General features: G+C 66.1%; 25 protein-coding genes and 1 pseudogene. 13 read left to right on the top strand and 13 right to left on the bottom strand.

Going from position 1 to position 26661, the window contains the following annotated elements:
• Positions 1 to 96: 96 nt before the first annotated feature.
• A complete protein-coding gene (locus EH231_RS18810; protein ID WP_124713054.1) occupies positions 97 to 1002 on the bottom strand; it encodes a 3-oxoacyl-ACP reductase in 906 nt (301 codons plus the stop codon).
• Positions 1003 to 1017: 15 nt separating this feature from the next.
• Positions 1018 to 1209 (bottom strand): ferredoxin, encoded by a 192-nt coding sequence (locus EH231_RS18815; protein WP_036391771.1) that lies wholly within the window; start codon positions 1207 to 1209, stop codon positions 1018 to 1020.
• Positions 1210 to 1374: 165 nt separating this feature from the next.
• Here EH231_RS18815 and EH231_RS18820 point away from each other — a divergent pair, with 165 nt between their 5' ends.
• The 4 genes from EH231_RS18820 (at position 1375) to EH231_RS18835 (ending at position 6222) form a co-directional block, all read left to right on the top strand.
• On the top strand, positions 1375 to 2553 hold the full coding sequence (locus EH231_RS18820) for an acyl-CoA dehydrogenase family protein (RefSeq protein ID WP_090426420.1): 1179 nt from the start codon (positions 1375 to 1377) through the stop codon (positions 2551 to 2553).
• A 12-nt stretch (positions 2554 to 2565) separates the two neighbouring features.
• Entirely contained in the window at positions 2566 to 3663 is a 1098-nt protein-coding gene (locus EH231_RS18825; protein ID WP_090426418.1) for an acyl-CoA dehydrogenase family protein, read from the top strand.
• A gap of 2 nt (positions 3664 to 3665) precedes the next feature.
• On the top strand, positions 3666 to 5177 hold the full coding sequence (fadD17, locus tag EH231_RS18830; protein WP_124713055.1) for a long-chain-fatty-acid--CoA ligase FadD17: 1512 nt from the start codon (positions 3666 to 3668) through the stop codon (positions 5175 to 5177).
• Positions 5178 to 5247: 70 nt separating this feature from the next.
• The gene (locus EH231_RS18835; RefSeq protein ID WP_124713056.1) at positions 5248 to 6222 is read left to right on the top strand and encodes an NAD-dependent epimerase/dehydratase family protein; all 975 of its coding nucleotides are present in this window, start codon (positions 5248 to 5250) and stop codon (positions 6220 to 6222) included.
• Here the strand turns inward: EH231_RS18835 and EH231_RS18840 are convergent.
• Entirely contained in the window at positions 6208 to 6762 is a 555-nt protein-coding gene (locus EH231_RS18840) for a TetR/AcrR family transcriptional regulator (RefSeq protein WP_124713057.1), read from the bottom strand. The genes EH231_RS18835 and EH231_RS18840 overlap by 15 nt on opposite strands.
• A gap of 42 nt (positions 6763 to 6804) precedes the next feature.
• Between EH231_RS18840 and EH231_RS18845 the strand changes: the two genes are divergently transcribed.
• Entirely contained in the window at positions 6805 to 7530 is a 726-nt protein-coding gene (locus EH231_RS18845) for a helix-turn-helix domain-containing protein (protein ID WP_124713058.1), read from the top strand.
• On the opposite strand, the gene EH231_RS18850 is transcribed toward EH231_RS18845, so the two are convergent.
• Positions 7467 to 7862 (bottom strand): VOC family protein, encoded by a 396-nt coding sequence (locus EH231_RS18850; protein WP_090426403.1) that lies wholly within the window; start codon positions 7860 to 7862, stop codon positions 7467 to 7469. The two genes, EH231_RS18845 and EH231_RS18850, sit on opposite strands and share 64 nt — an antisense overlap.
• Positions 7863 to 7989: 127 nt before the next feature.
• On the opposite strand from EH231_RS18850, the gene EH231_RS18855 reads away from it, so the two are divergent.
• Together EH231_RS18855 and EH231_RS18860 are read left to right on the top strand one after the other, a co-directional pair.
• The gene (locus tag EH231_RS18855; RefSeq protein ID WP_090426399.1) at positions 7990 to 9543 is read left to right on the top strand and encodes a succinic semialdehyde dehydrogenase; all 1554 of its coding nucleotides are present in this window, start codon (positions 7990 to 7992) and stop codon (positions 9541 to 9543) included.
• A gap of 115 nt (positions 9544 to 9658) precedes the next feature.
• Positions 9659 to 9997 (top strand): agmatine deiminase family protein, encoded by a 339-nt coding sequence (locus tag EH231_RS18860; RefSeq protein ID WP_241177765.1) that lies wholly within the window; start codon positions 9659 to 9661, stop codon positions 9995 to 9997.
• Here the strand turns inward: EH231_RS18860 and EH231_RS18865 are convergent.
• The 3 genes and pseudogenes from EH231_RS18865 to EH231_RS18875 all read right to left on the bottom strand — a co-directional run.
• Positions 9994 to 10362: pseudogene (locus tag EH231_RS18865) on the bottom strand (class I SAM-dependent methyltransferase); the annotation flags it as partial. The gene EH231_RS18860 and the pseudogene EH231_RS18865 sit on opposite strands and share 4 nt — an antisense overlap.
• A 102-nt stretch (positions 10363 to 10464) precedes the next feature.
• Complete coding sequence (locus tag EH231_RS18870; RefSeq protein WP_090426393.1) at positions 10465 to 11586, bottom strand: NAD(P)H-dependent flavin oxidoreductase; 1122 nt, start codon at positions 11584 to 11586, stop codon at positions 10465 to 10467.
• Entirely contained in the window at positions 11586 to 13235 is a 1650-nt protein-coding gene (locus EH231_RS18875; RefSeq protein ID WP_124713059.1) for a medium/long-chain-fatty-acid--CoA/3-oxocholest-4-en-26-oate--CoA ligase, read from the bottom strand. Before EH231_RS18875 ends, EH231_RS18870 begins: the two co-directional genes overlap by 1 nt.
• Positions 13236 to 13304: 69 nt before the next feature.
• Between EH231_RS18875 and EH231_RS18880 the strand changes: the two genes are divergently transcribed.
• A complete protein-coding gene (locus EH231_RS18880; protein WP_124713060.1) occupies positions 13305 to 14105 on the top strand; it encodes a crotonase/enoyl-CoA hydratase family protein in 801 nt (266 codons plus the stop codon).
• A gap of 71 nt (positions 14106 to 14176) precedes the next feature.
• On the opposite strand, the gene EH231_RS18885 is transcribed toward EH231_RS18880, so the two are convergent.
• The 4 genes from EH231_RS18885 to EH231_RS18900 all read right to left on the bottom strand — a co-directional run bounded on the left by EH231_RS18885 (position 14177) and on the right by EH231_RS18900 (position 17837).
• Positions 14177 to 14404: a hypothetical protein gene (locus EH231_RS18885; RefSeq protein WP_124713061.1), complete on the bottom strand. Its 228-nt coding sequence runs from the start codon at positions 14402 to 14404 to the stop codon at positions 14177 to 14179.
• A 216-nt stretch (positions 14405 to 14620) separates the two neighbouring features.
• On the bottom strand, positions 14621 to 15826 hold the full coding sequence (locus EH231_RS18890; protein ID WP_124713062.1) for a cytochrome P450: 1206 nt from the start codon (positions 15824 to 15826) through the stop codon (positions 14621 to 14623).
• Positions 15823 to 16611 carry an acetoacetate decarboxylase family protein gene (locus EH231_RS18895; RefSeq protein ID WP_124714318.1) on the bottom strand — a complete coding sequence of 263 codons (789 nt, stop codon included), beginning with the start codon at positions 16609 to 16611 and terminating at the stop codon, positions 15823 to 15825. Before EH231_RS18895 ends, EH231_RS18890 begins: the two co-directional genes overlap by 4 nt.
• 194 nt (positions 16612 to 16805) lie before the next feature.
• Entirely contained in the window at positions 16806 to 17837 is a 1032-nt protein-coding gene (locus EH231_RS18900) for an LLM class F420-dependent oxidoreductase (RefSeq protein ID WP_124713063.1), read from the bottom strand.
• Positions 17838 to 17895: 58 nt separating this feature from the next.
• Here EH231_RS18900 and EH231_RS18905 point away from each other — a divergent pair, with 58 nt between their 5' ends.
• Genes EH231_RS18905 through EH231_RS18925 form a run of 5 tightly spaced genes read left to right on the top strand, consistent with a single transcriptional unit; the run spans position 17896 to position 22466 of the window.
• A complete protein-coding gene (locus tag EH231_RS18905) occupies positions 17896 to 18906 on the top strand; it encodes a Zn-ribbon domain-containing OB-fold protein (protein ID WP_090426377.1) in 1011 nt (336 codons plus the stop codon).
• A gap of 10 nt (positions 18907 to 18916) precedes the next feature.
• The gene (locus EH231_RS18910; RefSeq protein WP_164480946.1) at positions 18917 to 19972 is read left to right on the top strand and encodes a thiolase family protein; all 1056 of its coding nucleotides are present in this window, start codon (positions 18917 to 18919) and stop codon (positions 19970 to 19972) included.
• 4 nt (positions 19973 to 19976) lie between these two features.
• Positions 19977 to 21161, top strand: coding sequence for a thiolase family protein (locus tag EH231_RS18915; RefSeq protein ID WP_124713064.1), 1185 nt, complete (start codon positions 19977 to 19979; stop codon positions 21159 to 21161).
• A 5-nt stretch (positions 21162 to 21166) separates the two neighbouring features.
• Positions 21167 to 22045, top strand: a complete 879-nt coding sequence (locus EH231_RS18920) for a TIGR03619 family F420-dependent LLM class oxidoreductase (RefSeq protein ID WP_090428660.1) — start codon at positions 21167 to 21169, stop codon at positions 22043 to 22045.
• A 1-nt stretch (position 22046) separates the two neighbouring features.
• Entirely contained in the window at positions 22047 to 22466 is a 420-nt protein-coding gene (locus EH231_RS18925) for a nuclear transport factor 2 family protein (protein ID WP_124713065.1), read from the top strand.
• Positions 22467 to 22539: 73 nt separating this feature from the next.
• Here the strand turns inward: EH231_RS18925 and EH231_RS18930 are convergent, their stop codons facing one another.
• Together EH231_RS18930 and EH231_RS18935 are read right to left on the bottom strand one after the other, a co-directional pair.
• A complete protein-coding gene (locus EH231_RS18930) occupies positions 22540 to 24510 on the bottom strand; it encodes a hydantoinase B/oxoprolinase family protein (protein WP_090426369.1) in 1971 nt (656 codons plus the stop codon).
• The gene (locus EH231_RS18935; protein ID WP_124713066.1) at positions 24507 to 26570 is read right to left on the bottom strand and encodes a hydantoinase/oxoprolinase family protein; all 2064 of its coding nucleotides are present in this window, start codon (positions 26568 to 26570) and stop codon (positions 24507 to 24509) included. Before EH231_RS18935 ends, EH231_RS18930 begins: the two co-directional genes overlap by 4 nt.
• Positions 26571 to 26661 lie beyond the last annotated feature (91 nt).

A 26661-nucleotide genomic window follows, 5' to 3' on the forward strand; every position in this document is an offset into this window, starting at 1 on the left:
CTCATGTCGGACGCCGTTTTTGCAGCTCAGGGCGTACCGCACCAATCTTGAGTTAGAACACGTTCTACACATGTCGAGCGACGGTCAACGAGACCGTCAGTCTCGTGAATCCATCAGCTCAGTGGCCGAGAATCCACGCCCCAGGTCACGATCAGCAAAGTAATCGTGCAACGTCCCGCTGAGGTCTGCCGGGTTCCAGGCATCGGAGTTCGCAGTGAAATGCTTCTCCGCTGTGGGCGGCGCGACCAACGTGACAGTTGGACCATAGACGATGAACAGCTGACCGTTGACAGCTTCGGACGCGGGCGCGGCCAGGAATCGCACAAGGGTGACGACATGGTCGGTCGACAGCGGGTCGACCTGGCCTTCGGGCGCATCCCCGAAGACGCCCACGGTCATTGCGGTACGGGCCCGCGGTGCGATCGCGTTGGCCCGTACACCGAAGCGCTCCAGGGCGCGGGCGGCCGACACCGTGAGCGCGGTGATGCCCGCCTTGGCGGCGCCGTAGTTGGGCTGACCGACGGGACCCGACAGCCCGGCCTCCGACGAGGTGTTGATGATCCGGCCGTAGACCGTGCCGTCCCCCGCCTTGGCCTTGTTGCGCCAGTAGACCGCGGCATTGCGGGTCAACAGGAAGTGGCCGCGCAGGTGCACCGCGATGACCGCGTCCCACTCCTCGTCGCTCATGTTGAACAGGATCCGGTCGCGGGTGATGCCCGCGTTGTTGACGACGATGTCCAGGCCACCCAGACCATCGGCGGTGGCGACCAGCTCGTCGGCGGTCGAGCGCGCGCTGATGTCCCCGGCAACGGCGACACCCTTGGAGCCGGCGGCCGCGATCTCGTCGAGGACGTCAGAGGACTCCAGTGCGCCGGCCATGTCGTTGACCACCACGGTCGCCCCGGCCTTGGCCAGGTCGACCGCCTCGGCGCGACCCAAGCCCGCGGCGGCACCAGTGACCACCGCCACTTTTCCGGACAGATCAATCTGAGCGTCGGTCATGATTTATGAATACCTCTAGTCTTTTCGGATCAGGGCTGCCCGGGGGCATTCGGCGATGGACTGCTCGGCCAGATCCTCCTGGTCGGCAGGCACCGGATCGGACTTGACCACGGCATAGTCGTCGTCATCAAGATCGAACAAATCGGGGGCAATACCCACGCACACCGCATTGCCTTCGCAGCGATCACGGTCCACTTCAACTCGCATGGCGACCTCCTCACAACGTGTGTACGCACGGGGCTGCGTGCGCGCAGCCACAGAATACGACCACACCTGACGGATACCAGTCCTGCACCGGCCTGGATCCTAAGACTAGAACGTGTTACAACCAGGTGAGAACTCAGGTCTATCAAGCAGTGAGGATGCAGCGGAATGCGGATCGGTTACACCCCCGAGCAGGAGGAGCTGCGCCGCGAGTTGCGCGCATACTTCTCCAAGTTGATGACGCCGGAGCGCGTTGAGGCACTCAGCTCGTCAGAGGGCGAGATGGGACGCGGCAACGTCTATCGCGAGACCGTCGCACAGATGGGCAAGGACGGCTGGCTCACGCTGAGCTGGCCCAAGGAGTACGGCGGGCAGGCCCGGCCGCCGATGGACGGGCTGATCTTCACCGACGAGGCCGCGATCGCCGGCGCCCCGGTGCCGTTCCTGACCATCAACAGTGTCGCGCCGACGATCATGCACTTCGGCACCGAGGAACAGAAGAAGTTCTTCCTGCCCAAGATCGCCGCGGGCGAGCTGCACTTCGCCATCGGCTATTCGGAGCCGGGCGCGGGCACCGACCTGGCGGCACTGCGGACCACCGCGGTACGCGACGGCGATGACTACGTGGTCAACGGCCAGAAGATGTGGACCAGCCTGATCGCCTACGCCGACTACGTGTGGCTGGCCGTGCGCACCAACCCCGAGGCCAAGAAACACCGCGGCATCTCGATGCTGATCATGCCGACGACCGCCGAGGGCTTCTCCTGGACGCCGGTGCACACCATGTCCGGCGTGGACACCAGCGCCACCTACTACCAGGACGTTCGCATCCCGGTCACCAACCTGGTCGGCGAGGAGAATGCCGGCTGGAAGCTCGTGACCAACCAGCTCAACCACGAGCGCGTCGCGCTGGTGTCGTCGCAGCCGATCTACGTCGCGCTGGACGGGGTCCGCGAGTGGGCCCAGAACACCAAGGACGTACACGGCAAGCGGGTCATCGACTCCGAGTGGGTTCAGCTCAACCTGGCCCGCGTGCACGCCAAGGCCGAGGTGCTCAAGCTGATCAACTGGGAACTGTCTTCGGGCACCGAGGCCCCGTCTCCCGCGGATGCGTCGGCAGCCAAGGTGTACGGCACCGAGCTGGCCACCGAGGCCTACCGCTTGCTGATGGAGGTGCTGGGCACCTCGGCGACGCTTCGCCCGGACAGCAAGGGCGCGCTGCTGCGTGGCCGCATCGAGCGGTTCCACCGGTCGGCGCTGATCCTGACCTTCGGCGGCGGCACCAACGAGATTCAGCGCGACATCATCGGCATGGTCGCGCTCGGCCTGCCCCGAGTGAACCGGTAAGGACGCAAACCAATGGATTTCAAGACGACCGAAGCCGCCATCGATCTGGGCGGCCTGGTACGCACGATCACCGAATCGGTGTGCACCCCGGAACGCCAGCGTGAGCTCGACGGGCTGGAGCAGCGTTTCGACGCCGATCTGTGGACCAAACTGGCCGAAGCCGACGTCCTGTCGGCCGCGGCACCGGAATCGGTGGGCGGCGGTGGATTCGGCGTGCTCGAGCAGGTCGCTGTCCTGACCGCGCTGGGCCGACAGCTGGCCGCCGTGCCGTACCTGGACTCCGTGGTGCTGGGTGCCGGAGCGCTGGCCGCGTTCGGATCCGAGGAGCTGCGCACCGAGTGGGCCCAGCCCGCGGTGGCCGGCGACAAGATCCTCGCCGTGGCCCTGGACGGCGAAATGGGCCAGGGGCCGGTTCAGGCTCAGACCGACGGTTCGGGCTACCGGCTCACCGGCACCCGCACCCAGGTGAACTACGGGCCGGTGGCCGACGCGTTCCTGGTTCCGGCCGAAATCGATTCCGGGGTCGGCGTTTTCCTGGTCGCCAAGGATGATCCAGGTGTCACCGTCTCTGCGCTGAGCACCACCGGCAAGGGCAGCGTCGCCCATCTGGAACTGCAGGGCACCACGGTGGACGCCGCCCGCCTCGTCGGCGGTGCGGAGGTCGTGCGGTGGCTCACCACATACTCGGCGTTGGGCCACAGCGCCTTCCAGTTCGGTGTGCTGGAGCGGGCGCTGGAACTGACGTCCGAGTACGCCCGTGAGCGCGAACAGTTCGACCGGCCGATCGGCAGCTTCCAGGCTGTCTCGTCACGCCTCGCTGACGGCTACATCGACATCCAGGGCCTGCGTCTGACGCTGACCCAGGCCGCCTGGCGACTGTCGGAGGATCTGCCCGCCGACATCGATGTCGCCAGCGCGGCGTTCTGGGCCGCCGAGGCCGGCCATCGTGTCGCGCACACCACGGTGCACGTGCACGGCGGTGTCGGCATCGACATGGACCACCCGGTGCACCGGTACTTCCTGGCCGCCAAGCAGACCGAGTTCGGCGTCGGTGGGGCGACAGGGCAGCTGCTGCGCATCGGCCGCGAACTCGCGGACACACCGGTCTAGGGATGGGGGGTCCAACCGCCGAGCCGACGGTCACCGAGCTGCTGGTCCCGCTGGCCGAGGTCACCGACCGTGGCCTCTACCAAGAGGATTCGTTCGTCAGCTGGGCCGACCACATCGCCGCCGGCGCGCAACTGGCCGCGGCGCTGCGGGCGCGGTTGGACCCCTCGAAACCCCCGCACATCGGGGCACTCCTCGGCAACACCACATTTTTCTCCAGCCTGCTGGTGGCCGCGGGCCTGAGCGGGCTGGTGCCCGTCGGGCTCAACCAGACCCGCCGCGGTGAGGCGCTGGCCCGCGATATCGCCAAGGCCGACTGCCAGCTGGTGCTGGCCGACAATCCCGACGCGGTACCCCCCGGAGTGGATTTCATCGATGTCGAATCTGCCGACTGGGCTGCCGAACTCGCGTCGTATCTGGACACTCCGGTGACGTTCGCCGATCTGTCGGCCGACGACCTGTTCATGCTCATCTTCACCTCGGGAACCAGTGGCGATCCCAAGGCCGTGCGGGTCACCCACGACAAGGTGGCGTTTCCGGGCCGGATGCTGGCCGACCGCTTCGGGCTGGGTCCGGACGACACCGTGTACCTGTCGATGCCGCTGTTCCACTCCAACGCGATCATGGCCGGCTGGGCCGTCGCCGCGGCGGCCGGTGCGTCGATCGCGTTGCGCCGCAAGTTCTCCGCCTCCGGTTTCATGCCCGACATCCGCCGCTTCGGCGCCACCTACGCCAACTACGTCGGCAAGCCGCTGTCTTACATCCTGGCCACCGAACCTGCGCCCGACGATGCCGACAATCCGCTGCGGTTCCTCTACGGCAACGAGGGGGCGCCGCGCGATCTGGGCCGGTTCGCCGAGCGGTTCGGGGTGACGGTGGTCGACGGATTCGGTTCCAGCGAAGGCGGTGTGGCGATCGCCCGCACTCCCGACACCCCCGAAGATGCCCTCGGCCCGCTCACCGACCAGGTGGCGATCGTCGACGTGGACACCGGCGAGCCGTGCCCACCCGGAGTGGTCGGCGAGTTGGTGAACCCGACCGGCGCGGGCTGGTTCCGCGGCTACTACAACGATCCCGAAGCCGAAGCCGACCGCATGACCGGCGGCGTCTACCACACCGGCGATCTGGCCTACCTCGACGAGAACGGCTACGCGCACTTCGCCGGGCGTCTGGGCGACTGGATGCGGGTCGACGGCGAGAATCTGGGAACCGCGCCGATCGAACGAATCTTGCTGCGCCACCCCGACGTTGCCGAAGTCGCGGTGTACCCGATCCCCGACCCCGACGTGGGCGATCAGGTGATGGCCGCGCTGGTGCTGACTGCGGGCAAGCCGTTCGACATCGACAGCTTCGGGAAGTTTCTTCATGAGCAGCCCGATCTGGGACCCAAGCAGTGGCCGTCGTATGTGCGGGTCGGCACCGGGCTGCCACGTACCGAGACGTTCAAGGTGATCAAGCGACAGTTGTCGGCCGAGGGCACCGAGTGTGCCGACCCGGTCTGGTCGATCCCCCGCTAGCCCCACACCTGCCCGGCACCCGCGCCAATCATTTCGATACCATCGGCATCGAAACGTTGAGAGGCGGACCATGCACATCGCAGTGACCGGGGGCACCGGCTATCTCGGAGCCCACACCGTCCGGGGCTTGCTGGCCGCGGGCCATCGAATCCGCCTGCTGGTCGCGCCGGGTTGCGGTGACGACGAGGTGATCGGCCACCTCGCCGAGCTCGGTGAGATGTCGGTGCTGCAAGGCGACATCCGGGACAGCGGCACCGTAGGGGACCTGCTGTCGGGGTGCGACGCCCTGATCCACGCCGCGGGCATCGTCGGCACCGATCGCCGGCGCGAGCAGCTGATGTGGGAGATCAACGCGCACGCGACAGAGGCCGTGCTGAACCGTGCCGTCGAGGCCGGGCTCGATCCCATCGTCTCGGTCAGCAGCTACAGCTCACTGTTCCCGCCACCGAACGGGGTGATCTCCGCCGACACCCCGCCGGCGTCGGGCCGCAGCCCCTACGCCCAGACCAAGGCCTATGCCGATCGGGCGGCCCGACGACTGCAGGACGCCGGGGCCCCGGTGGTGGTCACCTACCCGTCGAGCGTGGTGGGTCCGGCCTACTTCACCGCCGCCGGGGTCACCGAGCGCGGCTGGGCACCGATCGCCAAGGCCGGTCTGGCGCCCCGGATGACCGGCGGCATGCAGATGATCGACGTGCGCGACGTCGCGCTGGTGCACGAGCGGCTGATGGTGCCCGGGCGCGGACCCAAGCGCTACGTCTGCGGCGGCGTGATGGTGTCGTTCAACGAGATGATCGATGTTCTCGAACAGGGAACCGGGCGCAAGGTCCGCCGAATCCCTTTGCCGGGGAGCCTTTTCCGGGGCATCGGCTGGTGCTCGGATCTGCTCGGCGGGGTGCTTCCGCTCGGTGACGGGATCAGCCACGAGGCCGCACTGCTGCTCACCGCCGCCACCCCCACCGACGACAGGAGCACGCTGGCCGATCTGGGCATCGAAGCATGGCGTTCGCCGCAGGACGCGATGCTCGCCTCATTCGGCAGGTGACACACCCAGGGCCTGGCTGAGCAGCCGCACCAGCCGCTGCTGCAGTTCGGGCGAATCGTCGTCGGTCGCCACCGTGGTGGTGAACAGCGCCGCCCCGGCCGCCATCGACAGCACAGCCTTCGCGTCCGATTCCGTCCCGTAGCCTCTGGCCGCGAACATCTCGATCGCCGGCCCGCTGAACCCGTCCCACAGCGCTTTACGCATCGCGGCGTTCTCGCGCAGTGCCAGCAGCAATCCGGGCACCGCCTCACTCACATCGGGACGGCTGAACAGCTGATGGCTGCCGCACACCACCCAGTCGATCCAGCCGGCCAGGTCGGTGCCGGAAAACGGTGACATGTCGGGTGATTCGCCGAGTATCGCGTGCAGCACCAGCTCGGCCTTCGACGACCACCGCCGGTTCAGACTGGACCTGCCCACCCCGGAACGCGCCGCGACCAACCGAACGCTCAGGTCGTCCCAGCCCACCTCGACCAGCAGCTCACGCGTGGCCGCGAGCACCCGCTCGTCGATCGACGTGTCGCGTGGTCGCCCGGCCATTCCCCGATTCAACCGCATGGTGGCGCGAGTAGCGTCGGAGACGTGGGCTACCGCGAACACCGTCCGCCGCCACGCCTCGGCGAGCTCGTGGAGTGCCGGTGGGTCCGCACCGGCCCGGCAGAACCCGGCCGGATACTGCCCGACGGCTGCATGGACCTGATCCAGATGGGCGGCCGGATCGTCGTGGCCGGCCCCGACACCACGGCATTCATCGCCGCGGGCGGCCGCGATCCGGTGCAGGGGTTGCGGTTTCGGCCCGGAGCCCTGCCGCGCCTGCTCGGCGTCCCCGCCTCTGAACTCCGCAACACCCGGGTCGACCTGAATGAACTGCGCCGGATCGACCGGGGCGGCTCACTCGAAGAGCTTGCCGAAACGCTCGCGTCGGAACGGCCACGCACCGAGACCGCACCCTGGCCGCTGCCGGCACTGCGCGACGTCACGCGCCGGCTGGCCGCCGGCGAATCCGTCTCCGCGACAGCGCGCCATGCCGGCTGGTCGAACCGGACCATGCAGCGGCAGTGCGCGGCGGTCTACGGATACGGGCCGGCGACGTTGCGCCGCATCCTCCGGTTCCGCCGCGCGGTCGGGCTGATCGGCACCGGCCTGAGCGCAGGCGCGGTCGCGGCACAGGCCGGCTATGCCGACCAGCCCCACCTGCACCGCGAGGTCCGCGCCCTGGCCGGGGTGCCATGGCGTCAGCTCCGTCAGCTTCCCGATGCCGCGAACAGGTCCACCGAGGTCCCGTCGGGATCTTCGACGGTGGCATAACGCTGTCCCCATGGCGCGTCGAACGGCTTGAGCGTTCCCGGGTGCCCGGCGGCGGTGAGCCGCTCATAGAGCGCGTCGACGTCGGCGGGCGCGTCGAGCCCGAAGGCCAGCGCCACCCGTCCGGCTCCCGTCGGGGGCGCCCAGCCGGGGTGCATTCCGGCGATCACCTCCTCCGTGTCGAACGCGAGGCGGTTTCCGCCCGGCAACGCCACCTCGACGTGCGGCCCGTCGGGCCGGGGAACCGGCAGGCCGAGCAGCCGATAGAAGTCCAGGGATCGGGGCAGGTCTCTCGTGACGATCTCGATGACCGCCGAGTTCAGGTTCAAGGCCATACCCGCAGGTTAGGGCGCTGGACCGGGCAAAGTCGTGAACAGATCGGACAAGCTGCGCCTTTGTCGGACTGCCGGTACCGAGTAGGTTTGGCTTGACTGTTAGTTACTTGCCAGTAGGGAGTCCCCGATGCCCGCTCCGTCCGCCGCCGACTTCGCCCGCCTGCGCGCGCTCGTCGCCATCGACGATGTCGAAGCCCGGCAATCCAAGCCGATCGACGAGGTCTTCACCGGCAAGGAGCTGACCACCATCCCGGTCGGCACCGCCGCGGATGTGACGGCCGCCTTCGCCAAGGCCCGCGCCGCGCAAGCAGAGTGGGCCAAGCGCCCGGTCAAGGAGCGCGCCGCCATCATCAAGCAGTTCGGCGCCCTGCTGGCCAAGAATCGCGACTTCCTGATGGATGTGGCCCAGGCCGAAACGGGCAAGGCCCGCTCGGCCGCGCAGGAAGAGATCGTCGACATGATCCTGAACGCGGGCTACTACGCGCGCGAGGCGGCCCGGCTACTCTCCCCGAAGCGGGTGCAGGGTCTGCTCCCGGGATTCGTCAAGACCGTGGTCAACCACCACCCCAAGGGCGTCATCGGCGTCATCTCGCCATGGAATTACCCGATGACCCTGTCGATCTCGGACTCCATCCCCGCCCTGCTCGCCGGCAATGCCGTGGTGGTCAAGCCTGACAGCCAGACCCCGTACTGCACGCTGGCCAATGCCGAACTGCTGTATCAGGCCGGGCTGCCGCGGGATCTGTTCGCGGTCGTGCCCGGGCCGGGTTCGGTGGTCGGCACCGCGATCGTCGAGAACTGCGACTACATGATGTTCACCGGTTCGACGGCCACCGGGCGGACGCTCGCCGAGCAGTGCGGCCGCCGGTTGATCGGCTTCTCCGCCGAACTCGGCGGCAAGAACCCCATGATCGTCACCAAGGGCGCCAATTTGAAGGTGGCCGCCAAGGCCGCCACCCGCGCCTGCTTCTCCAATGCCGGTCAGCTGTGCATCTCGATCGAGCGGATCTACGTCGAGCGCGACGTCGCCGACGAGTTCACCGCCAAGTTCGCCGAGGAGGTCCGCAACATGAACCTGTCGGCGGCCTACGACTTCACCGCCGACATGGGCAGCCTGATCTCCGAAGATCAGATCAAGACGGTGTCCGGTCACGTCGACGATGCAAAGGCCAAGGGCGCCAAGGTGGTTGCCGGTGGTAATGCGCGCCCCGACATCGGCCCGTTGTTCTACGAGCCCACGGTGCTGACCGGTGTCACCGACGAGATGGAATGCGCGCGCAACGAAACCTTCGGCCCGCTGGTGTCGATCTACCCGGTCGATTCCGTCGCCGAGGCGATCGAGAAGGCCAACGACACCGAGTACGGCCTCAACGCCAGCGTGTGGGCCGGATCGAAGTCCGAGGGCGAGGCGATCGCGGCCCAGGTCAATTCGGGCACGGTCAATGTCGACGAGGGCTATGCCCTGGCGTTCGGCAGCACCGCCGCCCCGATGGGCGGTATGAAAGCCTCCGGTGTCGGACGCCGCCACGGCGCCGACGGCATCCTCAAGTACACCGAGTCGCAGACCGTCTCCACCGCGCGGGTGATCAATCTCGATCCGCCGCTGGGAATCTCGCAGACGTTCTGGCAGAAGGCGCTCACGCCGATGATCCGGGCCGTGCAGAAGCTGCCCGGCCGCTAAAGCGACGCCGGCGATGCTGAGGCGACAGTTCCTCCGGTCAGGGACGGTCGTGGTCGGTGCGGCCCTGGCGGCTGGGTGCACCGACCCCGCCGGCAAGGATCAACGCAGTTGGCGGATGCCCGACGAAGGCTACCCGCACAAACGGACCTGGATGGCTTTCGGTGCCAGCGAGGCGATCTGGGGTGCTGCGCTGCTGCCGGAAGTGCGCCGGAACCTCGCGACGATCGCCCGGACGATCGCGCAGTTCGAGCCCGTCACGATGTTGGTCCGCGCCGAGGACCACGATCTGGCACGGGAAATCGTGGGGCCCACTGTGGAATTGGTGGAGGCACCGCTCGACGATCTGTGGATGCGCGACACCGGGCCGGTGTTCGTGCAGATCAACATCGACGCCATCGCCGCCGGCGGTGGAGGCATCCACTGCGCCACCCAACAGGAACCTGTCCAGTACTAGATCACGGGACGACGCGCGACGACCTCGAAGTTCAGCGGGATCCTCGGCGTTCCCGGTGGCAGGGTCCAGCCGTGGGTGCAGGGCACAAGAGCAGGGAACGCCGGCCAGTCCATGTAGGGCAGCTCGGCGAACGACTCGATGACGAGCCCGGCCTGCAGCAATGCCATGACCACTTCGGCCAGGTCATGACGCCACTCATGGTTGCGCACATGGGCGATCTGTCCGGCCGAGCTTTCGGTGTAAGTCCCTGAGTCGTCGTAGGTTCGGGCGCCTCCGCCGCTGAGGTAGTCGTCGGTGACATCCCACGGTTCGAAGTCCATCGCACCGAGGAGTGGATGATCGTCGCGGATCAGAAACACCCCGCCAGCACCTCGCGGTCCCAGCACAACGACATCGAGCCTGCGGTCAGATCGCGAAATCGTGGGAAATCGCGACCTGACCGCAGGCTCGATGCGCTATGCGCAGACTCAGCTCTCGGCGATACCGTCGAGACGCTTGGTGGCCGCCTCGAAACCGCTCACCAGCTCACCGATGATGTCGGCGGCGGGGCGGATCTCGTTCATCCGGCCGACGATCTGGCCGACCGGCATCGCGACCGCGGTCGGGTCATCAGAAAGGCTCATCCGCTGATGCGCCTCGCCGACCAGAATGTTCTGCAGCGGCATCGGCAGCGCTTCGGGGGCGTCCGGTGCGTCCCAGGCGTCGGTCCAGCGGCTCTTCAAGATCCGGGCGGGCTTGCCGGAGTAGATCTTCCGGCGCACGGTGTCGGCGGAGGTGGCGTTCAGCAATGCCTCCTGGATCACCGAGGCACCCGACTCGCGACGCACGCCCAGGTCGTATTCGGCCGCGGTGAGGAATGCCGATCCCATCCAGACACCCTGAGCACCGAGCGCCAGGGCCGCCGCCACCTGTCGGCCGCTGCCGATACCGCCGGCAGCAAGCACCGCGGCCTTGCCGTCGACAGCGTCGACGATTTCCGGCCACAACACCACCGAGCCGATCTCACCGGTGTGCCCGCCGGCCTCATGCCCCTGGGCGATCACGATGTCCACCCCGTTGGCTACGTGGCTGAGCGCATGCTTCGCGCTGCCGGCCAGCGCGGCCACCGGCACACCTGCCTCGTGAACCTGCTCGATGACGTCATTGGGCGGGGACCCCAGCGCGTTGGCGATCAGCTTGATCGGATGGCGCAACGCCACCTCGACATGGCTTCGCGCCACCGAGTGCAGCCAGCCCAGCACACCTGTGTTGTGCTCGCCCTCCGCCGGGAGCGGCGGAACGCCGAGATCGGCAAGGGTTTTCGCGACGAAGTCCCGGTGAGCCTGCGGAATCAGCTTGTCGATGTCGACTGCGCTGCCCTCGGTGGGGATCTTGTTGGGCATCACCACGTCGACGCCGTACGGCTTACCGTCGGTGTTGGCGTCCATCCAGGACAGCACGTTTTCCAGCTCGTCGGGATCGTTGAACCGCACGCAGCCCAGCACACCCAGACCGCCGGCCCGGGTGACCGCGGCGGCCACCTTCTCCGACGGGGTGAATACGAAGATCGGGTATTCGATCCCGAATCTCTCGCAGAGATCAGTCTTCATCATTTCGCTCCAACATGATTCGCGTGCACCTCGTCGGCGGCGCGCTCCTCGGTGGTGTCCTTGGCCCACCGGTAGTCGGGCTTGCCCGCGGGCGAGCGCTTGACCTCGTCGACCAGCCACAGGCTGCGCGGCACCTTGTAACCCGCGATCTCGCTGCGCACGAACGCATCGAGATCGGCCAGGGTCGGGCGCGACCCGTCGCGCGGCTGCACGACGGCGGCGACGTGCTGACCGAAGCGCTCGTCGGGCACGCCGACCACCAGCGCGTCGAACACGTCCGGATGTCCCTTGAGCGCGGCCTCGACCTCTTCGGGGTAGATCTTCTCGCCGCCGCTGTTGATCGACACCGAGCCGCGGCCCAGCATGGTCACGCTGCCGTCGGCCTCGACCTCGGCATAGTCACCCGGGATGGCGTAGCGGACCCCGTTGAAGGTCCGGAAGGTCTCGGCGGTCTTCTTCTCGTCCTTGAAGTAGCCGACCGGGATGTGGCCGCACTTGGCGATGATGCCGCGCACGCCCGACCCCGGAACCACCTCGTTGCCGTCCTCGTCGAGCACCTTGGTGTTCTTGTCGATGGTCACGCGCGGGCCGCCGGTGTGGCTCTGTCCCTTGGCGACCACGGACGTACCGCCGAAACCGGTCTCCGACGAGCCGATCGAGTCGGTGATGATCCGGTTGGGCAGCAGCTCGAGGAACTTCTCCTTGAGGCTCGTGGAGAACAGGGCGGCGGTGCTGGCCAACAGGAACAGCGACGACAGGTCGTATTCGTTACCCGCGTCCTGATGGGCCAACAGCGCATCGAGCAACGGCCGGGCCATCGCGTCACCGGTGAAGAACAGCAGGTTGACCTTGTGCTCGTGGATCATCCGCCACGCCGCGTCGGCATCGAACTCCGGCATCAGCACCACGGTGTGGCCGGTGAACAAGGCCATCCAGGTGGCCGACTGGGTCGCGCCGTGGATCATCGGCGGGATGGGCAGCCGAATCATCGGCGGGTTGGCGGCGGCCTGCTTGGACAGGTCGTATTCGTCGGCGACGGGCTCGCCGGTGGCGAAGTCGGTGCCGCCGAACAGCACTCGGTAGATGTCCTCGTGACGCCACATGACGCCCTTCGGGAATCCGGTAGTGCCGCCCGTGTAGAGCAGGTAGATGTCGTCGGCGCTGCGCGGGCCGAAGTCGCGCTCAGGTGAGTGCTCGGCGATGGCCGAGTAGAACTCGACGCCGCCGTATCGCTGGTAGTCGTCGTCCGACCCGTCTTCCACGACGAGGACGGTCTTGACCAAGGGCGTCTCGGGCAGCACGTTGGCCACGCGGTCGGCGTAACGGCGCTCGTGGATAAGCGCGACCATGTCCGAGTTCTCGAACAGGTACTTCAGTTCGCCCTCGACGTAGCGGAAGTTGACGTTGACCAGGATCGCGCCGGCCTTCACGATGCCCAGCATCCCGATCACGATCTCGATGCGGTTGCGACAGTAGAGGCCGACCTTGTCGTCCTTCTTCACACCCTGGGAGATCAGATAGTGGGCCAGGCGGTTGGCCTTCTCCTCCAACTGCGCATAGGTCAGTTGTTCGTCGCCACAGATCAGGGCGACACGGTCAGGCACAGCGTCGATGGCGTGCTCGGCAAGATCGGCAATATTCAGAGCCACAGAACCTAAACTAGAACGTGTTACATTTCGATACAAGTCTGGGTTGAAAATGCAGAGAGGCTGACCCCTGTGAGTGACACCGAAAAAGGGCCCAACGCCCTCATTGAGCAGCGCGGACACACACTGATCCTGACGCTGAACCGGCCCGAGGCGCGCAACGCGCTTTCCACCGAGATGCTCTCGATCATGGTGGAGGCCTGGGACCGCGTCGACAACGATCCGGAGATCCGTACCTGCATCCTGACCGGTGCCGGCGGGTACTTCTGCGCGGGCATGGACCTCAAGGGTGCGACCAAGAAGCCGCCGGGCGATTCCTTCAAGGACGGCAGCTACGACCCGTCCCGCATCGACGGTCTGCTCAAGGGCCGCCGGCTCACCAAGCCGCTGATCGCCGCGGTCGAGGGCCCGGCCATCGCGGGCGGCACCGAGATCCTGCAGGGCACCGATATCCGCGTCGCCGGGGAGAGTGCCAAGTTCGGCATCTCCGAGGCCAAGTGGAGCCTGTACCCGATGGGCGGCTCCGCGGTGCGCCTCGTCCGCCAGATCCCGTACACCATCGCGTGCGACATGCTGCTGACCGGACGGCACATCACCGCCGCCCAGGCGCTCGAGTACGGCCTGATCGGTCATGTGGTGCCGGACGGCACCGCGTTGGACAAGGCCCTGGAGATCGCCGAGGTGATCAACAACAACGGCCCGTTGGCCGTGCAGGCCATCCTCAAGACCATCCGCGAGACCGAGGGCATGCACGAGAACGAGGCGTTCAAGCCCGACACCGCCAACGGCATCCCGGTGTTCCTGTCCGCCGACGCCAAGGAAGGCCCGCTGGCCTTCAAGGAGAAGCGCGCGCCGGTCTTCCAGATGAAGTAGCCCTCGCCCTCCAGGCAAAAGCTGAGGCCCTGCTCGATGTATCGAGCAGGGCCTCAGTCTGTTTCAGGCTCTCAAATGCCTAACGCCAGTGCCCGGGTGGCGGAGGTGGCGGACCCCAACGCCCCGGTGGCGGGAGCGGGCATCGAGGACAGCGGGGCCGGTCCCCCGGCCTGCAGACTCGTCGGCGCCGGGAGCGGCGCCGCACCGGCCTGGCCGGCGATTCCGATCGTTCCGGCCAGCAGCGCCCCACCCAGCACCACTCCGCTCATCACGGTTCGCCCAGTTAAATGTCGTGCCATCACATGCACCCTTCAATCGTCTCGGCATCTCCCCCCGATATTGCGAGACTATCTAATTAGATGGGCTATGCGAAACCTGTGAAGGCCCTTGCACAGCGAACACTTAACCAGGACATAGGGATACACAGTCGACTGAGCCGATTGGCGGCGAAACATCCGAGGGCCTTGCTCGCATTCGAGCAAGGCCCTCGGTACTGCTGATGACTGTCTGCCGGGCTATCTCGACAACGGAGCCGTCGGGGTGAAGACGACCGGCATGGCCTCCGGCCCGCTGACGAAGTTGGCCGGGCGCAGTGGCACGTGTGCGCCGTCGACCAGTCGCAGGTCCGGCAAGCGCTCCAACAGCCGGGACACCATCAGCCGCAGTTCCAGTCGAGCCAGCTGATTACCCAGGCAGAAGTGGGTCCCGAAACCGAATGCCAAGTGGCTGTTGGGGTTCCGGTCGATCTGGAACTCATCCGGGTTCTCGAACACCGCTTCGTCGAAGTTGGCCGATTCGAACATCAGCATGATCTTCTCACCGGCCTTCAACTCGGTACCGTGGAACGTGGTGTCGGCGGTCAGGGTGCGGCACATGTTCTTCACCGGCGAGGTCCAGCGCAGCATCTCCTCGATCGCACCGGGGAGCTTGTCGGGATCGGCCACCAACGCATCCCACTGATCGCGGTGGCGCAGAAGCTGTTCCACCCCACCCGAGAGGGTGTGCCGGGTGGTCTCATCCCCGCCGATGAGGATCAGCAGCGTCTCCATGACGATCTCGTCGTCGGTCATCCGCTGGCCCTCGACCTCGGCGTTGACCAGGATCGAGAACAGGTCGTCCGTCGGGTTGGCCCGACGCTTCTTGATCTCCTCCATGGTGAATGCCGTGTAGGCGGCGAAGGTTTCCATCAGCTTCTGGATCACGGTCTCGTCGACGTGCGAGGACAGCCCGCACACCAGGTCGTCAGACCACTTCAGCAGCATGTCGCGCTCTTGGGGCAACACCCCGAGCATGTCGCCGATGACCGCCATCGGCAGCGGCGCGGCGATATCGCGCACGAAGTCGCATTCCCCGCGTTCACACACCGCATCGATCAGGGTGTCACACAGCTTCTCGATCGAGGGCACCTTGTCCATCACGCGCTTGCGGGTGAAGCCGGAGTTGACCAGCTTGCGGCGCAACACATGTGCGGGATCATCCATGTCGATCATGTACGGCATGCCGGGCTGGTCTGGCCGGATCCCACCGGTGGACGAGAACAGCTCGGGGTTCCGCTCAGCGTCGAGCAAGGCCTGATAGGTGGCGGCCGCGGCCAGTCCGTTGCGGTCGCGGAACACAGGCTCGTTGGCCCGCATCCATCGGTAGGCCTCCCGCGCGCCACCGTCGGCATAGAAAGTGCCGTTGGTGAGGTCCACATCGGGCTTGAGCAGGACTTGGGTCACGAAATCTCCTTGGCGTCAGCAAACGTCATCTGCACATTGCGGACCGAGCTGGACACCAACGCCCGTTTGGGCAGGCCCAGGGCCGCAAGTTCTTTGGCATACGGGTGGTCCCCGAGCCGGATCCGGACCCCGCCCGGCCGGTACCGCACGCCGGAAAGCCGCATCTGGCCTTCGGTTTCGCGCAGGACGCCGTCGAGGTGGGAGAAGGTGGACTGCACCTGGGGTTTGGCGGTGAACGCCGACGGCACCGGCAGGCCCGGCTTGAAGTCCATGCCTACTGCAAGCCGGCCGCCGATGCTCACGTCGAAGCTGAACGGCTTGCCGTCACGAACCCCGGCCCCATCGCCCGCACCGCGGACCCCGGCCCCATCGCCCGCACCGCGGACCCCGGCCCCATCGTCCGCACCGCGGACCCCGGCCTCATTGTCCGCACCGCGGACGGTGAAGTCCGCCAGGACTTTCGGATAGCCCCAGATCTGCCGGCCGGCCTGCAGAGTGAACTCGCCGTCGACCGGAAGGTGGTGTACGAACGCACCCGCAGAGCCAAGGCCGCGCAGGCCTGATTCCGCCGACCCGGGCCGGTTCACCATGACGTTGGTGCCGTACTCCAGGTACGGCCCGAGATCACCATCGATGTAGCGCATCAGCATCAACACGACCATCGCGCGGTTCGGCCGGTGCCGATACACGCGCAGGCCGCTGTAGTCGATCATGCGCTGCGCGGCGTCGGCATCGACCGAGAACATCGCCATGTGCTGTTCGGCGGCACGGATCTGCACCGGCATCGTCAACACGGTGCCGAGGACAGTGTGCTGCGAGGGTCCGGAAGCGGGCGCGTTGTGACTCACGCCATAAATCTAGAACCTCGAGTAGACAGGTTGCAACAAAGTGTCTACTCATCGGGAACGAACAGACGCGGACGTACCCGAAAACGCGTATTCACGGGTACCGGCGCGTCTGCTCGCGGCTGGAAACGGGCCTACACGAGGGCGGCGAGGTCCTTGATCTGCTCGACGGAGCGGGCGCCGACGACCATCATGGTCACGCCCGAGGCCTCCCAGGCCTTGATCTGCTCCTTGACGTAGTCGAGGTTGCCGACGATCGCGGAATCATCGACCAATTCGTCGGGAATGACCTTGGCCGCTTCATCTTTGCGGCCACCGCGGAACAGCTTGGTCACGTCGTCGACGACCTCGGCGTAACCCATCCGGCGGTACACGTCGGCGTGGAAGTTGGTGTCCTCGGCGCCCATCCCGCCCATGTAGAGAGCCAGATGGGGCTTCATCAGCTCCATGATCGCGGGCCGGTCGTCGGTGACCACGACCTGCGCGGTGGCACAGATCTCGAAGGTCTCCCGGGTGTTCCGCGCGCCGGGGCGGGCGAAGCCCTCGTCCAGCCATTCGTTGTACATACCGGCGATGCGCGGCGAGTAGAAGATCGGCAGCCAGCCGTCGGCGATCTCGGCGGCCAGGGCGACGTTCTTGGGCCCCTCGGCACCCAGCATCACCGGGATGTCGGCGCGCAGCGGATGGGTTATGGGCTTGAGGTTCTTACCCAGACCGGTGGTGCCCTCGCCGGTCACCGGCAGCGGGTAGTGCGGGCCGTCGCTGTGCACCGGGGCCTCACGCGCCCACACCTGGCGAAGGATGTCGATGTACTCGCGGGTGCGGGCCAGCGGCTTCGGGAACTTCGCGCCGTACCAGCCCTCGACCACCTGCGGCCCGGACACACCGAGGCCGAGGATGTGCCGGCCGCCGGAGAGGTGATCCAGCGTCAGCGCGGCCATCGCGCACGCGGTGGGGGTACGGGCGGACAACTGAATGACCGAGGTACCCAGCCGCATGCGGGAGGTCTCCCGCCCCCACCAGGCCAGCGGCGTGTACGCGTCCGAGCCCCAGGCCTCTGCGGTGAAGACGGTGTCGAAGCCCTCCGCCTCTGCGGCGGCGACGAGTTCGGCGTGGTTGGTCGGCGGCTGGGCGCCCCAGTATCCGAGTTGAAGACCCAACTTCATTAGCTCGCCTTTCCACACACGGTTGAAACCATTCTTAGAACCTGTTCTACTCGATGCTGTGACCACAGGCCAAAGCAGCCCGGTGCAGATCGACAAGCATGAGCGGCCCCTCTCGGCGCCGCTGAAGCTCTCATTCGACTACACCCGTTCAGTCGGACCGCTCCTGTCCCAGTTCTTCACCGCACTGCGCGACCGACGCATCGTCGGCGTACGCGGGTCGGATGGCCGGGTGCACGTGCCACCCGCTGAGTATGACCCGGTCACCTACGCGGCTTTGACCGAGGTCGTGCCTGTCAGCGCGGTCGGCACGGTGCAGTCCTGGACCTGGCAATCAACCCCGCTGGAGGGTCAGCCGCTGGACCGGCCGTTCGCCTGGGCGCTGATCAAACTCGACGGTGCGGACACCGCGCTGCTGCACGCCGTCGATGTTGGAGCTGCCTCCTCCATCAAAAGTGGCGACCGTGTGCATGCGCACTGGATCGACGAGCCGGTCGGCGCCATCACCGATATCGCGTATTTCCTGCCCGGCGATGAAGAGGAAGCCACCCCGGCCTCCGGTGCCGATGACCGCGAGCCCGTCACGGTGCAGGTGACGCCCAGCTTCATCGAGATCCAGCACACCGCATCCCTGCCCGAGACCACGTTCCTCAAGGCTCTCGAAGAAGGCAAGCTGCTCGGCGGCCGGACCAAGAAGGGCCGCGACGGGAATCCCGGCAAGGTCTACTTCCCGCCGAAGGAAGCCGATCCCGCGACCGGTCTGGAGCTCGACGAGTTCATCGAGCTGCCGGACCAGGGCACGGTCACCACGTTCGCGATCATCAACATCCCGTTCCCCGGTCAGCGCATCAAGCCGCCCTATGTCGCGGCGTACGTGCTGCTCGACGGCGCGGACATCCCGTTCTTGCACCTGGTGACCGAGATCGACCCGGCGGACGTGCGGATGGGTATGCGCGTGCAGGCCGTGTGGAAGCCCCGCGAGGAATGGGGCCTGGGTATCGACAACATCGACTACTTCAAGCCCACCGGCGAACCCGATGCCGATTACGACTCCTACAAGCACCACCTGTAAAGGCCTGCAAATGACTGATATCGCAGTGGTGGGCTTCGCGCACGCGCCCCACGTCCGCCGCACCGACGGCACCACCAACGGCGTCGAGATGCTGATGCCGTGTTTCCACAAGCTCTACGAAGAACTCGGCCTCAAGCAGACCGATATCGGATTCTGGTGCTCCGGATCGTCGGATTACCTTGCCGGCCGCGCATTTTCGTTCATCTCCGCGATCGACTCGATCGGCGCCATCCCGCCCATCAACGAGTCCCACGTCGAGATGGACGCGGCCTGGGCCTTGTACGAGGCCTACATCAAGTTGTTGACCGGCCAGGTGGAGACCGCGCTGGTATACGGCTTCGGCAAGTCGTCCGCCGGCACCTTGCGCCGGGTGCTGGCCTTGCAGACCGATCCCTACACCGTCGGGCCGCTGTGGCCGGACTCGGTGTCGATGGCGGGCCTGCAGGCGCGGGCCGGCCTGGATGCCGGCAAGTGGACCGCCGAGCAGATGGCTCAGGTGGCGCTGGATTCCTTTGCCGCAGGCGGGCGTACCGACCACGAGCAGGTCACCGGCAGCATCGAAGAGCTGCTGGCCCGACCGTACTTCGCCGATCCGCTGCGCCGTCACGACATCGCCCCGATCACCGACGGCGCGTCCGCGATCGTGCTGGCCGCCGGCGACAAGGCCCGCGAACTCCGTGAGAACCCGGCCTGGATCACCGGTTTCGAGCATCGGATCGAGACACCGATCCTGGGCGCGCGAGACCTGACCAGCTCACCCTCGACCGCTGCGTCGGCCAGGGCGGCCACCGGTGGCGACGTCGGCTCCATCGACATCGCGGAGATCTACGCCCCGTTCACCCATCAGCAGCTGATCCTCACCGAGGCGATCGGGCTGGGCTCGTCGACGAAGGTCAATCCGTCGGGCGGAGCCCTGGCCGCCAACCCGATGTTCTCGGCCGGACTGGAACGCATCGGTTTTGCCGCGCAGCACATCTTCGACGGTTCTGCGCAGCGCGTCCTGGCGCATGCCACGAGCGGCCCTGCGCTGCAACAGAATCTCGTCGCCGTCCTGGAAGGGAAATAAAATCGTGGCAGGACAGCTGGCCGCGGTGCTGGGCACCGGGCAGACGAAGTACGTGGCCAAGCGGCACGACGTGTCGATGAACGGTCTGGTTCGCGAGGCCATCGACCGCGCGCTGGCGGATTCCGGTTCGACGTTCGACGACATCGACGCTGTTGTGGTGGGCAAGGCGCCCGACTTCTTCGAAGGCGTCATGATGCCCGAGCTGTTCATGGCCGATGCCACCGGCGCGACGAACAAGCCGTTGATCCGGGTGCACACCGCCGGATCGGTGGGTGGTTCGACCGCGATCGTGGCGGCCAGCCTGGTGCAGTCCGGTAAGTACAAGCGCGTCCTGACGATGGCGTGGGAGAAGCAGTCGGAATCGAACGCCATGTGGGCGTTGAGCATTCCGGTGCCCTTCACCAAGCCGGTCGGCGCCGGTGCCGGCGGGTACTTCGCACCGCACGTGCGTGCCTACATCCGCCGGTCGGGCGCTCCCAACCACATCGGCGCCATGGTGGCGGTCAAAGACCGGCTCAACGGCGCGAAGAATCCCCTGGCGCATCTGCACCAGCCGGACATCACGGTCGAGAAGGTGATGTCCTCCCCGATGCTGTGGGATCCGATCCGTTACGACGAGACCTGCCCGTCGTCCGACGGCGCGGCGGCCATGGTGATCGGCAACGAGGAAGCAGCGGAGGCTCACCTGTCGAACGGGCATCCCGTCGCCTGGATCCACGCCACCGCACTGCGCACCGAGCCGCTGGCCTATGCCGGCCGCGATCAGGTCAACCCGCAGGCCAGTCGGGATGCCGCCGCGGCGTTGTGGAAGGCGGCCGGCATCACGAGCCCCATCGACGAGATCGATGCCGCCGAGGTATACGTGCCCTTCTCCTGGTACGAACCGATGTGGCTGGAGAGCCTCGGTTTTGCCGCCGAGGGCGAGGGCTGGAAGCTCACCGAGGCCGGTGAGACGGCCATCGGCGGGAAGATCCCGTTCAACGCCTCCGGCGGCGTCCTGAGCTCGAACCCGATCGGCGCGTCCGGCATGATCCGGTTCGCCGAATCGGCGATTCAGGTGATGGGCAAGGCCGGCGACCACCAGGTCGAGGGGGCCCGCAAGGCACTGGGCCACGCCTATGGCGGTGGCGCGCAGTACTACTCCATGTGGGTGGTGGGCTCTGACAAGCCAGGCAAGCCGGCGTCATGACGCGCATGAAGTACACCCTCAGCGTGGCCATGGGCCCGCTGGAGCATCTGACCGGATTGGCCCGCACCGCAGAGGAAGTCGGGTTCGATTCGATCGCACTGCCCGACTCGCTGTTCTACATGGAGAAGCAGGCCGCCGACTATCCGTACACCCCGGACGGGTCGCGGATGTGGAACGCCGAGACCCCGTGGGTCGATCCGCTGATCGCGGCGGCCTCGATGGGTGCGGCAACCTCGACGCTGCGGTTCTACACCAACGTCATGAAGCTCGGGTCGCGCAACCCGCTGCTGCTGGCCCGCCAGGTCGGCTCGGTGGCCAACCTGACCAACAACCGGTTCGGGTTCGGCGTCGGGATCGGCTGGGCACCAGAGGAATTCGAATGGTGCGGGGTTCCGTTCGCCAAGCGCGGGGCGCGCGTCGACGAGATGATCGACGTGCTCAAGCTCGTGCTCGGCGGCGGCATGGTCGAGTTCCACGGCGAGTTCTACGATTTCGAGCGTCTGCAGATGAGCCCGGCGCCGTCCGAGCCCGTGCCGTTCTACGTCGGCGGGCACACGCCGGTGGCACTCAAGCGTGCCGCCCGCGTGGGTGACGGCTGGACCAGCGCGATGATGACGTGTGCACAGCTGGCCGAGACCGTGACGGCGATCAACAAGCTGCGGAGTGAATACGGCCGGGCCGATGAGCCTTTCGAGTTCCAGTCGGTGTGCATCGACAAGTTCGATGTCGACGGGCACCGAGAGCTGGCCGAGGCCGGTATCACCGACAACATCGTCATCCCGTGGATGCTCGAGGGTCTGGGCTTCGACGCTCCGCTGGAGAAGAAGCAGGATTCGCTCAAGCGGTTCGCCGACACGTACATCCACTCAGGCTGGCAGGACTGACATGGCCGTCACCGATCCTCAACATCCGGCTCACCTGGCGGGCAAGCGATCCCGGGACGCGGTTGCCGCCAGGGACAAGCAAACCTGGCTGGACAATTTCGCCGACGACGCGATCGTGCAGGACCCCATCGGGCCGTCGTTCTTCGACCCCGAGGGCAATGGCCACCAGGGCAAGGAAGCCATTGCGGCGTTCTGGGACAAGGCCATCGCCCCCACCGACAACCTCGATTTCAACTTCGTCGACACGTTCCAGTGCGGCAACGAGGAAGCCAACATCGGCAGCATCGTCACCACGATGGGCGGGCATCGCATCACCACCCCGGGTGTCTTCACCTACCGCGCGAACGACGCGGGACAGCTGGTGGCATTGCGGGCCTACTGGGAAGTGGATCGCGCGAGCGCCGAGAAGATCGACAGCTAGCGGTCGGTGAGCCAATGACGCCAGGGCTCCGGGCACGGCGATAGTGCCGTACCCGGTCCAACCGGACGCGTTGTCATCCCCAGTGTGGGGCCGCGCGCACCTGCAGCAGGTCTCGGAATTGCTTGGTGGTGTTCGGGAGCAGTTCACCGGTGCCCCAGTCGACCACGACGCCGTAGCGGCGCAACAGGTCGAAGGTATCGAGCTCACCGTCACGGAATCGGGCAGCGACCTCTGCGGGGTCGACGTTGAGCCACTGCTGGCGAGCTGCCCGGATCTCGGCGCGCAGCGCATCGGTCGCGGTGCGGTCGATCTCGTACTCGTCGATCTCGGGGTCGATCGGCGTGATGACCACACCGTAGTCGCGTGCGCCGCCGGCTATGGTCACATAGCCGTCGATCACATCCTCCAGGACGGCCTCGGGAGCGCGGTCGAGAGGATCTCCTAGTCCGCCACCGCCTGCCGATGGTCGCTCGAAGGTATCGCCGGCCTGTACCGCCACACTGGAGAACACTGATCCCAGAAAGGCCTCTTCGGCCGTTCCACGGTTGAGCCAGACACCATGAGGAATCGAGGGGAGCCCACCGTTGATGCCCCAGGTAACCGACCGGGATCGGTCGCAGCAGTAGGACATCACGGTGTTCTCACAGTCGGTCAGGATGCCACCTTTGGTCACGCCGCAGCCTCCGCGATACAAGCCTGGCCCGCCGGAGTCGGGAATGATCGCGTGCTTGGTCGTCAGCACCGGAGTCAGGCGTTCTTGCCCCTCGCAAGGCTGGACAGCCAGTCCGACACCGAAAACCGGCGCCGTCGCGGTGGAACCGTCCTTGGTGCTGCGTCCTCCCCACCCGCCGGCCATCCAGTCGTACCACATGAAGAACGGACGTTCGTCACCTCGAGCGTCGCGGCCACCGACGAGAAGATACTCAAGGTTGAATGAGCATGCAATGGCCCGCTCGGGCATGATCGCCGACCATAGTTCGAAGATGGCGTTCATGATCTTTTCATATGGGCCAGAACAGAATCCGGTCACCGCAATCGGCCAGCCCGCGTTGACCACGGTGCCTTCGGGCCCGATGTCGGTATTGATGGCGGCGTAGAGGCCGGAGTTCAGCGGAACATCGGGAAAGAAAGTCTTTGTGCCAGCGACGATTCCCGAGAAGGCCGTGCCATACCCACAGTTGAGGAAACTCGCCACAGCGGGGGCGCTGCCCGACAGGTCGTAACTGAGCTGATCGCCCTGGATGGTCATTTTCACTCGGATCGGCACCATCCCTTCCGGTTTCGAAGGATCCGAGTCGAGGTAGTCCTCGGTCACCCACTCGCCGTCGGGCAGTTCTGCGACGCGCTGGCGAACGATGCGCTCCACATAGTCCTGTACCTCGGCCATGGCGTCGACGACGGTGCCGCGGCCGTACTTGGCAACCAGTCGTTGAATCTCGCGTTCGCAGACGCCGGTTGCCTCGGCCTGAGCGTGCAGGTCGCCCAAGCTGATCTCTGGTGCCCGGGTGTTGGCCACCAGTAGTTTGGCGACATCTGCGAGAAAGCGGCCTTCGTGCCAGATGCGGACGGGCGTGATCCGCAGCCCCTCGGCGAAATGCTCGGTGGCGGTGACGTCGAAAGATCCGGGGACGCTGCCGCCGATATCGGCCCAGTGTCCCTTGTTCTGGGCGAACCCGATCAGCTGGGCGTCGGCGAAGATCGGCCGGATGAAGCTGACGTCATTGAGGTGGGTGCCACCGCGATAAGGGTCGTTGACGCAGAACACGTCACCGTGGTTGATGTCGTCGCCGAACTCCTCGAGCACGGCTTTGCATTGGAAGTGCAGCGTTCCCACGTGCACTGCGATGTCTTGGCTTCCCTGCATGACGGTATTGCCCTGTGCGTCGCACAGGGCAGAGGAGAAGTCCCGGCTGTAGATGACGAACGAGTAGCAGGTGCGCAAGATCTGCTCACTCATCAGGTCGACGGACGTCACGAATGCGTTCTTGAGGACCTCGAACGTAACCGGATCGAGGCGTCGGCGGGTGGTGCTTGCGGCGTTCACTGCTGCTCCTGGTGGATGTGGATTCGAATGTTGCCCCACTCGTCGACGACGGCGGTGGTCGACGGGGGTATGACGGTGGTCGAGTCGAGCTGGTCGATGATGGCGGGCCCGTCGACCGAGTTTCCGGCGATGAGTTCGTCGCGGTCGAAGACCGGCGTCGGTACGCGCCCACCGACCTCGTCGAAGTAGACCTGACGAATTGTGAGTGGCGACGGTGCGGGTGAGTCCGACGCATTCTGCTGGGGGAACCGCGGTTTCGGGGTCTCGCCGATGGCGCGAACACCGATTTGGTAGATCTCGACGTCGACGTCATCGCGGCGGAACGAGTAGTCGCGTTCGTGTTCTTCGTGGAAGAGTTCGACCGCACGGTTCAGGAACCCGTCCCGGTTGTCGGCGGTGACGCTCAGCGACCGCCATTGTCCCGCGTAGCGCATGCTGATCGAGCGGTCGATACGCATGCGATCCTCATCGACGCCCTCGTTCCGGAGCCTGGCGAGGCCCTCCTTCTCGAGCTGCGCGAATTCGGACTCGAGCTCTGCTGGGTCGACGTCGGAGGCGATGCGCTGGAACATCGCCGACAAGTCGTGCCGAATGTCGACGAGCAAACACCCTTGCGCCGAGGTGATTCCAGGATGAGCCGGCACCACGACCGTGGGGATCGACAGCTCTTTGGCCAGGGCGGCACCGTGGAGTGCGCCGGCCCCGCCACAAACGACTAGGACGAAGTCTCGGGGGTCGTATCCGCGTCGGATGGACAGCAGTCGCACAGCGTCGGCCATGTTGGCATTGGCGACCTGGATGACGTTCGATGCGGCGGTGTCAACATCGAGGTCGAGGCGCTCGGAGATGCCGGTACGCACCGCTTCACGCGCCGCTGCCGCGTCGAGCGTCAGTTCGCCGCCGATCAGCGATTCGCCCAGCCGGCCGAGTACCAGGTTGGCGTCGGTGTTGGTCGGTTCGGTACCTCCGCGTTGGTAGCAGGCGGGACCCGGTGCCGCGCCTGCGGATTGGGGTCCATTACGCAGGGAGCCGGCCTCGTCGATCCAAGCGAGTGAGCCGCCGCCGGCGCCGATGGTGAGTACCTCGATGCTGGGGAAACAGATTGGGAAGCCGTACTCGACTTGCCACCGTTTGGTGGTGCGAATCTCACCGTCGTAGACCAGAGAGATATCCGTACTGGTCCCGCCCATGTCGAGGCCGATCGCATTCGGGTATCCGCAGCGGGAAGCAATGTCGGCCACCGCGATGGCGCCCGCGGCGATACCTGAGGCTGCCAACCGCACCGGATAGCGGTCTACCATTGCCGGCGTCATCGATCCACCGCCGGAGTGCAACAGCAACAGGTCACCGTCGTAGCCGTCTGCGCGCAGAGACCCTTCCAGCCGGTTCACATAACCACTCACCAGCGGGGCGAGCACCGCATTGGCCACTGTCGTGGACGCGCGGTCGTATTCGAAAATCTCCGGCAGGATCTCACTTGACGTCGACACCGTGACGCCAGGGATCTCGTCGATGAGAATGTCGCGCATTCTTCGTTCGTGGGTGTCGTTGACGTAGGAGTTCATGAAGCAAACAGCCACGGTCAGTACACCTTTGCGTCGCAGAATGCGTGCGACGTCTCGTGCCTTGTCTTCGTCGAGGGGAGTGACTATCGAACCGACGTAGTCGATTCTCTCAGGTACCTCGTAACGGTTTCGCCGCTTGATGTACGGGGCGCCGACGTCGGCGTAGGAATCCCAGAGTTCATCTTTCGTGCCGTCGCGGATCTCCAGGATGTCGCGGAACCCCTCGCTGCACACCATTGCGGCGGCTGGAAAACGACGGGTGATCAACGCGTTGGTCGCCACTGTCGTGCCGTGCGAGAACAGGGTCACCGCTGAAAGATCGATACCGGCTGAACGCACACCGGCAACGACCGCTTCCATAGGGTCGCGCGGGGTAGACGGCACCTTGGCAACGCGCGTGCTCTGGTCACGCTCGTCGAAGATGCACACGTCGGTAAACGTCCCACCCACGTCGACAGCAACACGAAGCGTCTTCGTGGCTGTGTTCTGCTTCATTGGCAAGCCTCCTCTGGTGAAGTGTGGTCAAGTATTGAGCTGCACTAATCCAGAGCCAATTGGAGAAAGTGACTGTCATCTACACTCATCT

The organism is Mycolicibacterium nivoides (assembly GCF_003855255.1).
Classification (GTDB): Bacteria; Actinomycetota; Actinomycetes; order Mycobacteriales; family Mycobacteriaceae; genus Mycobacterium; species Mycobacterium nivoides.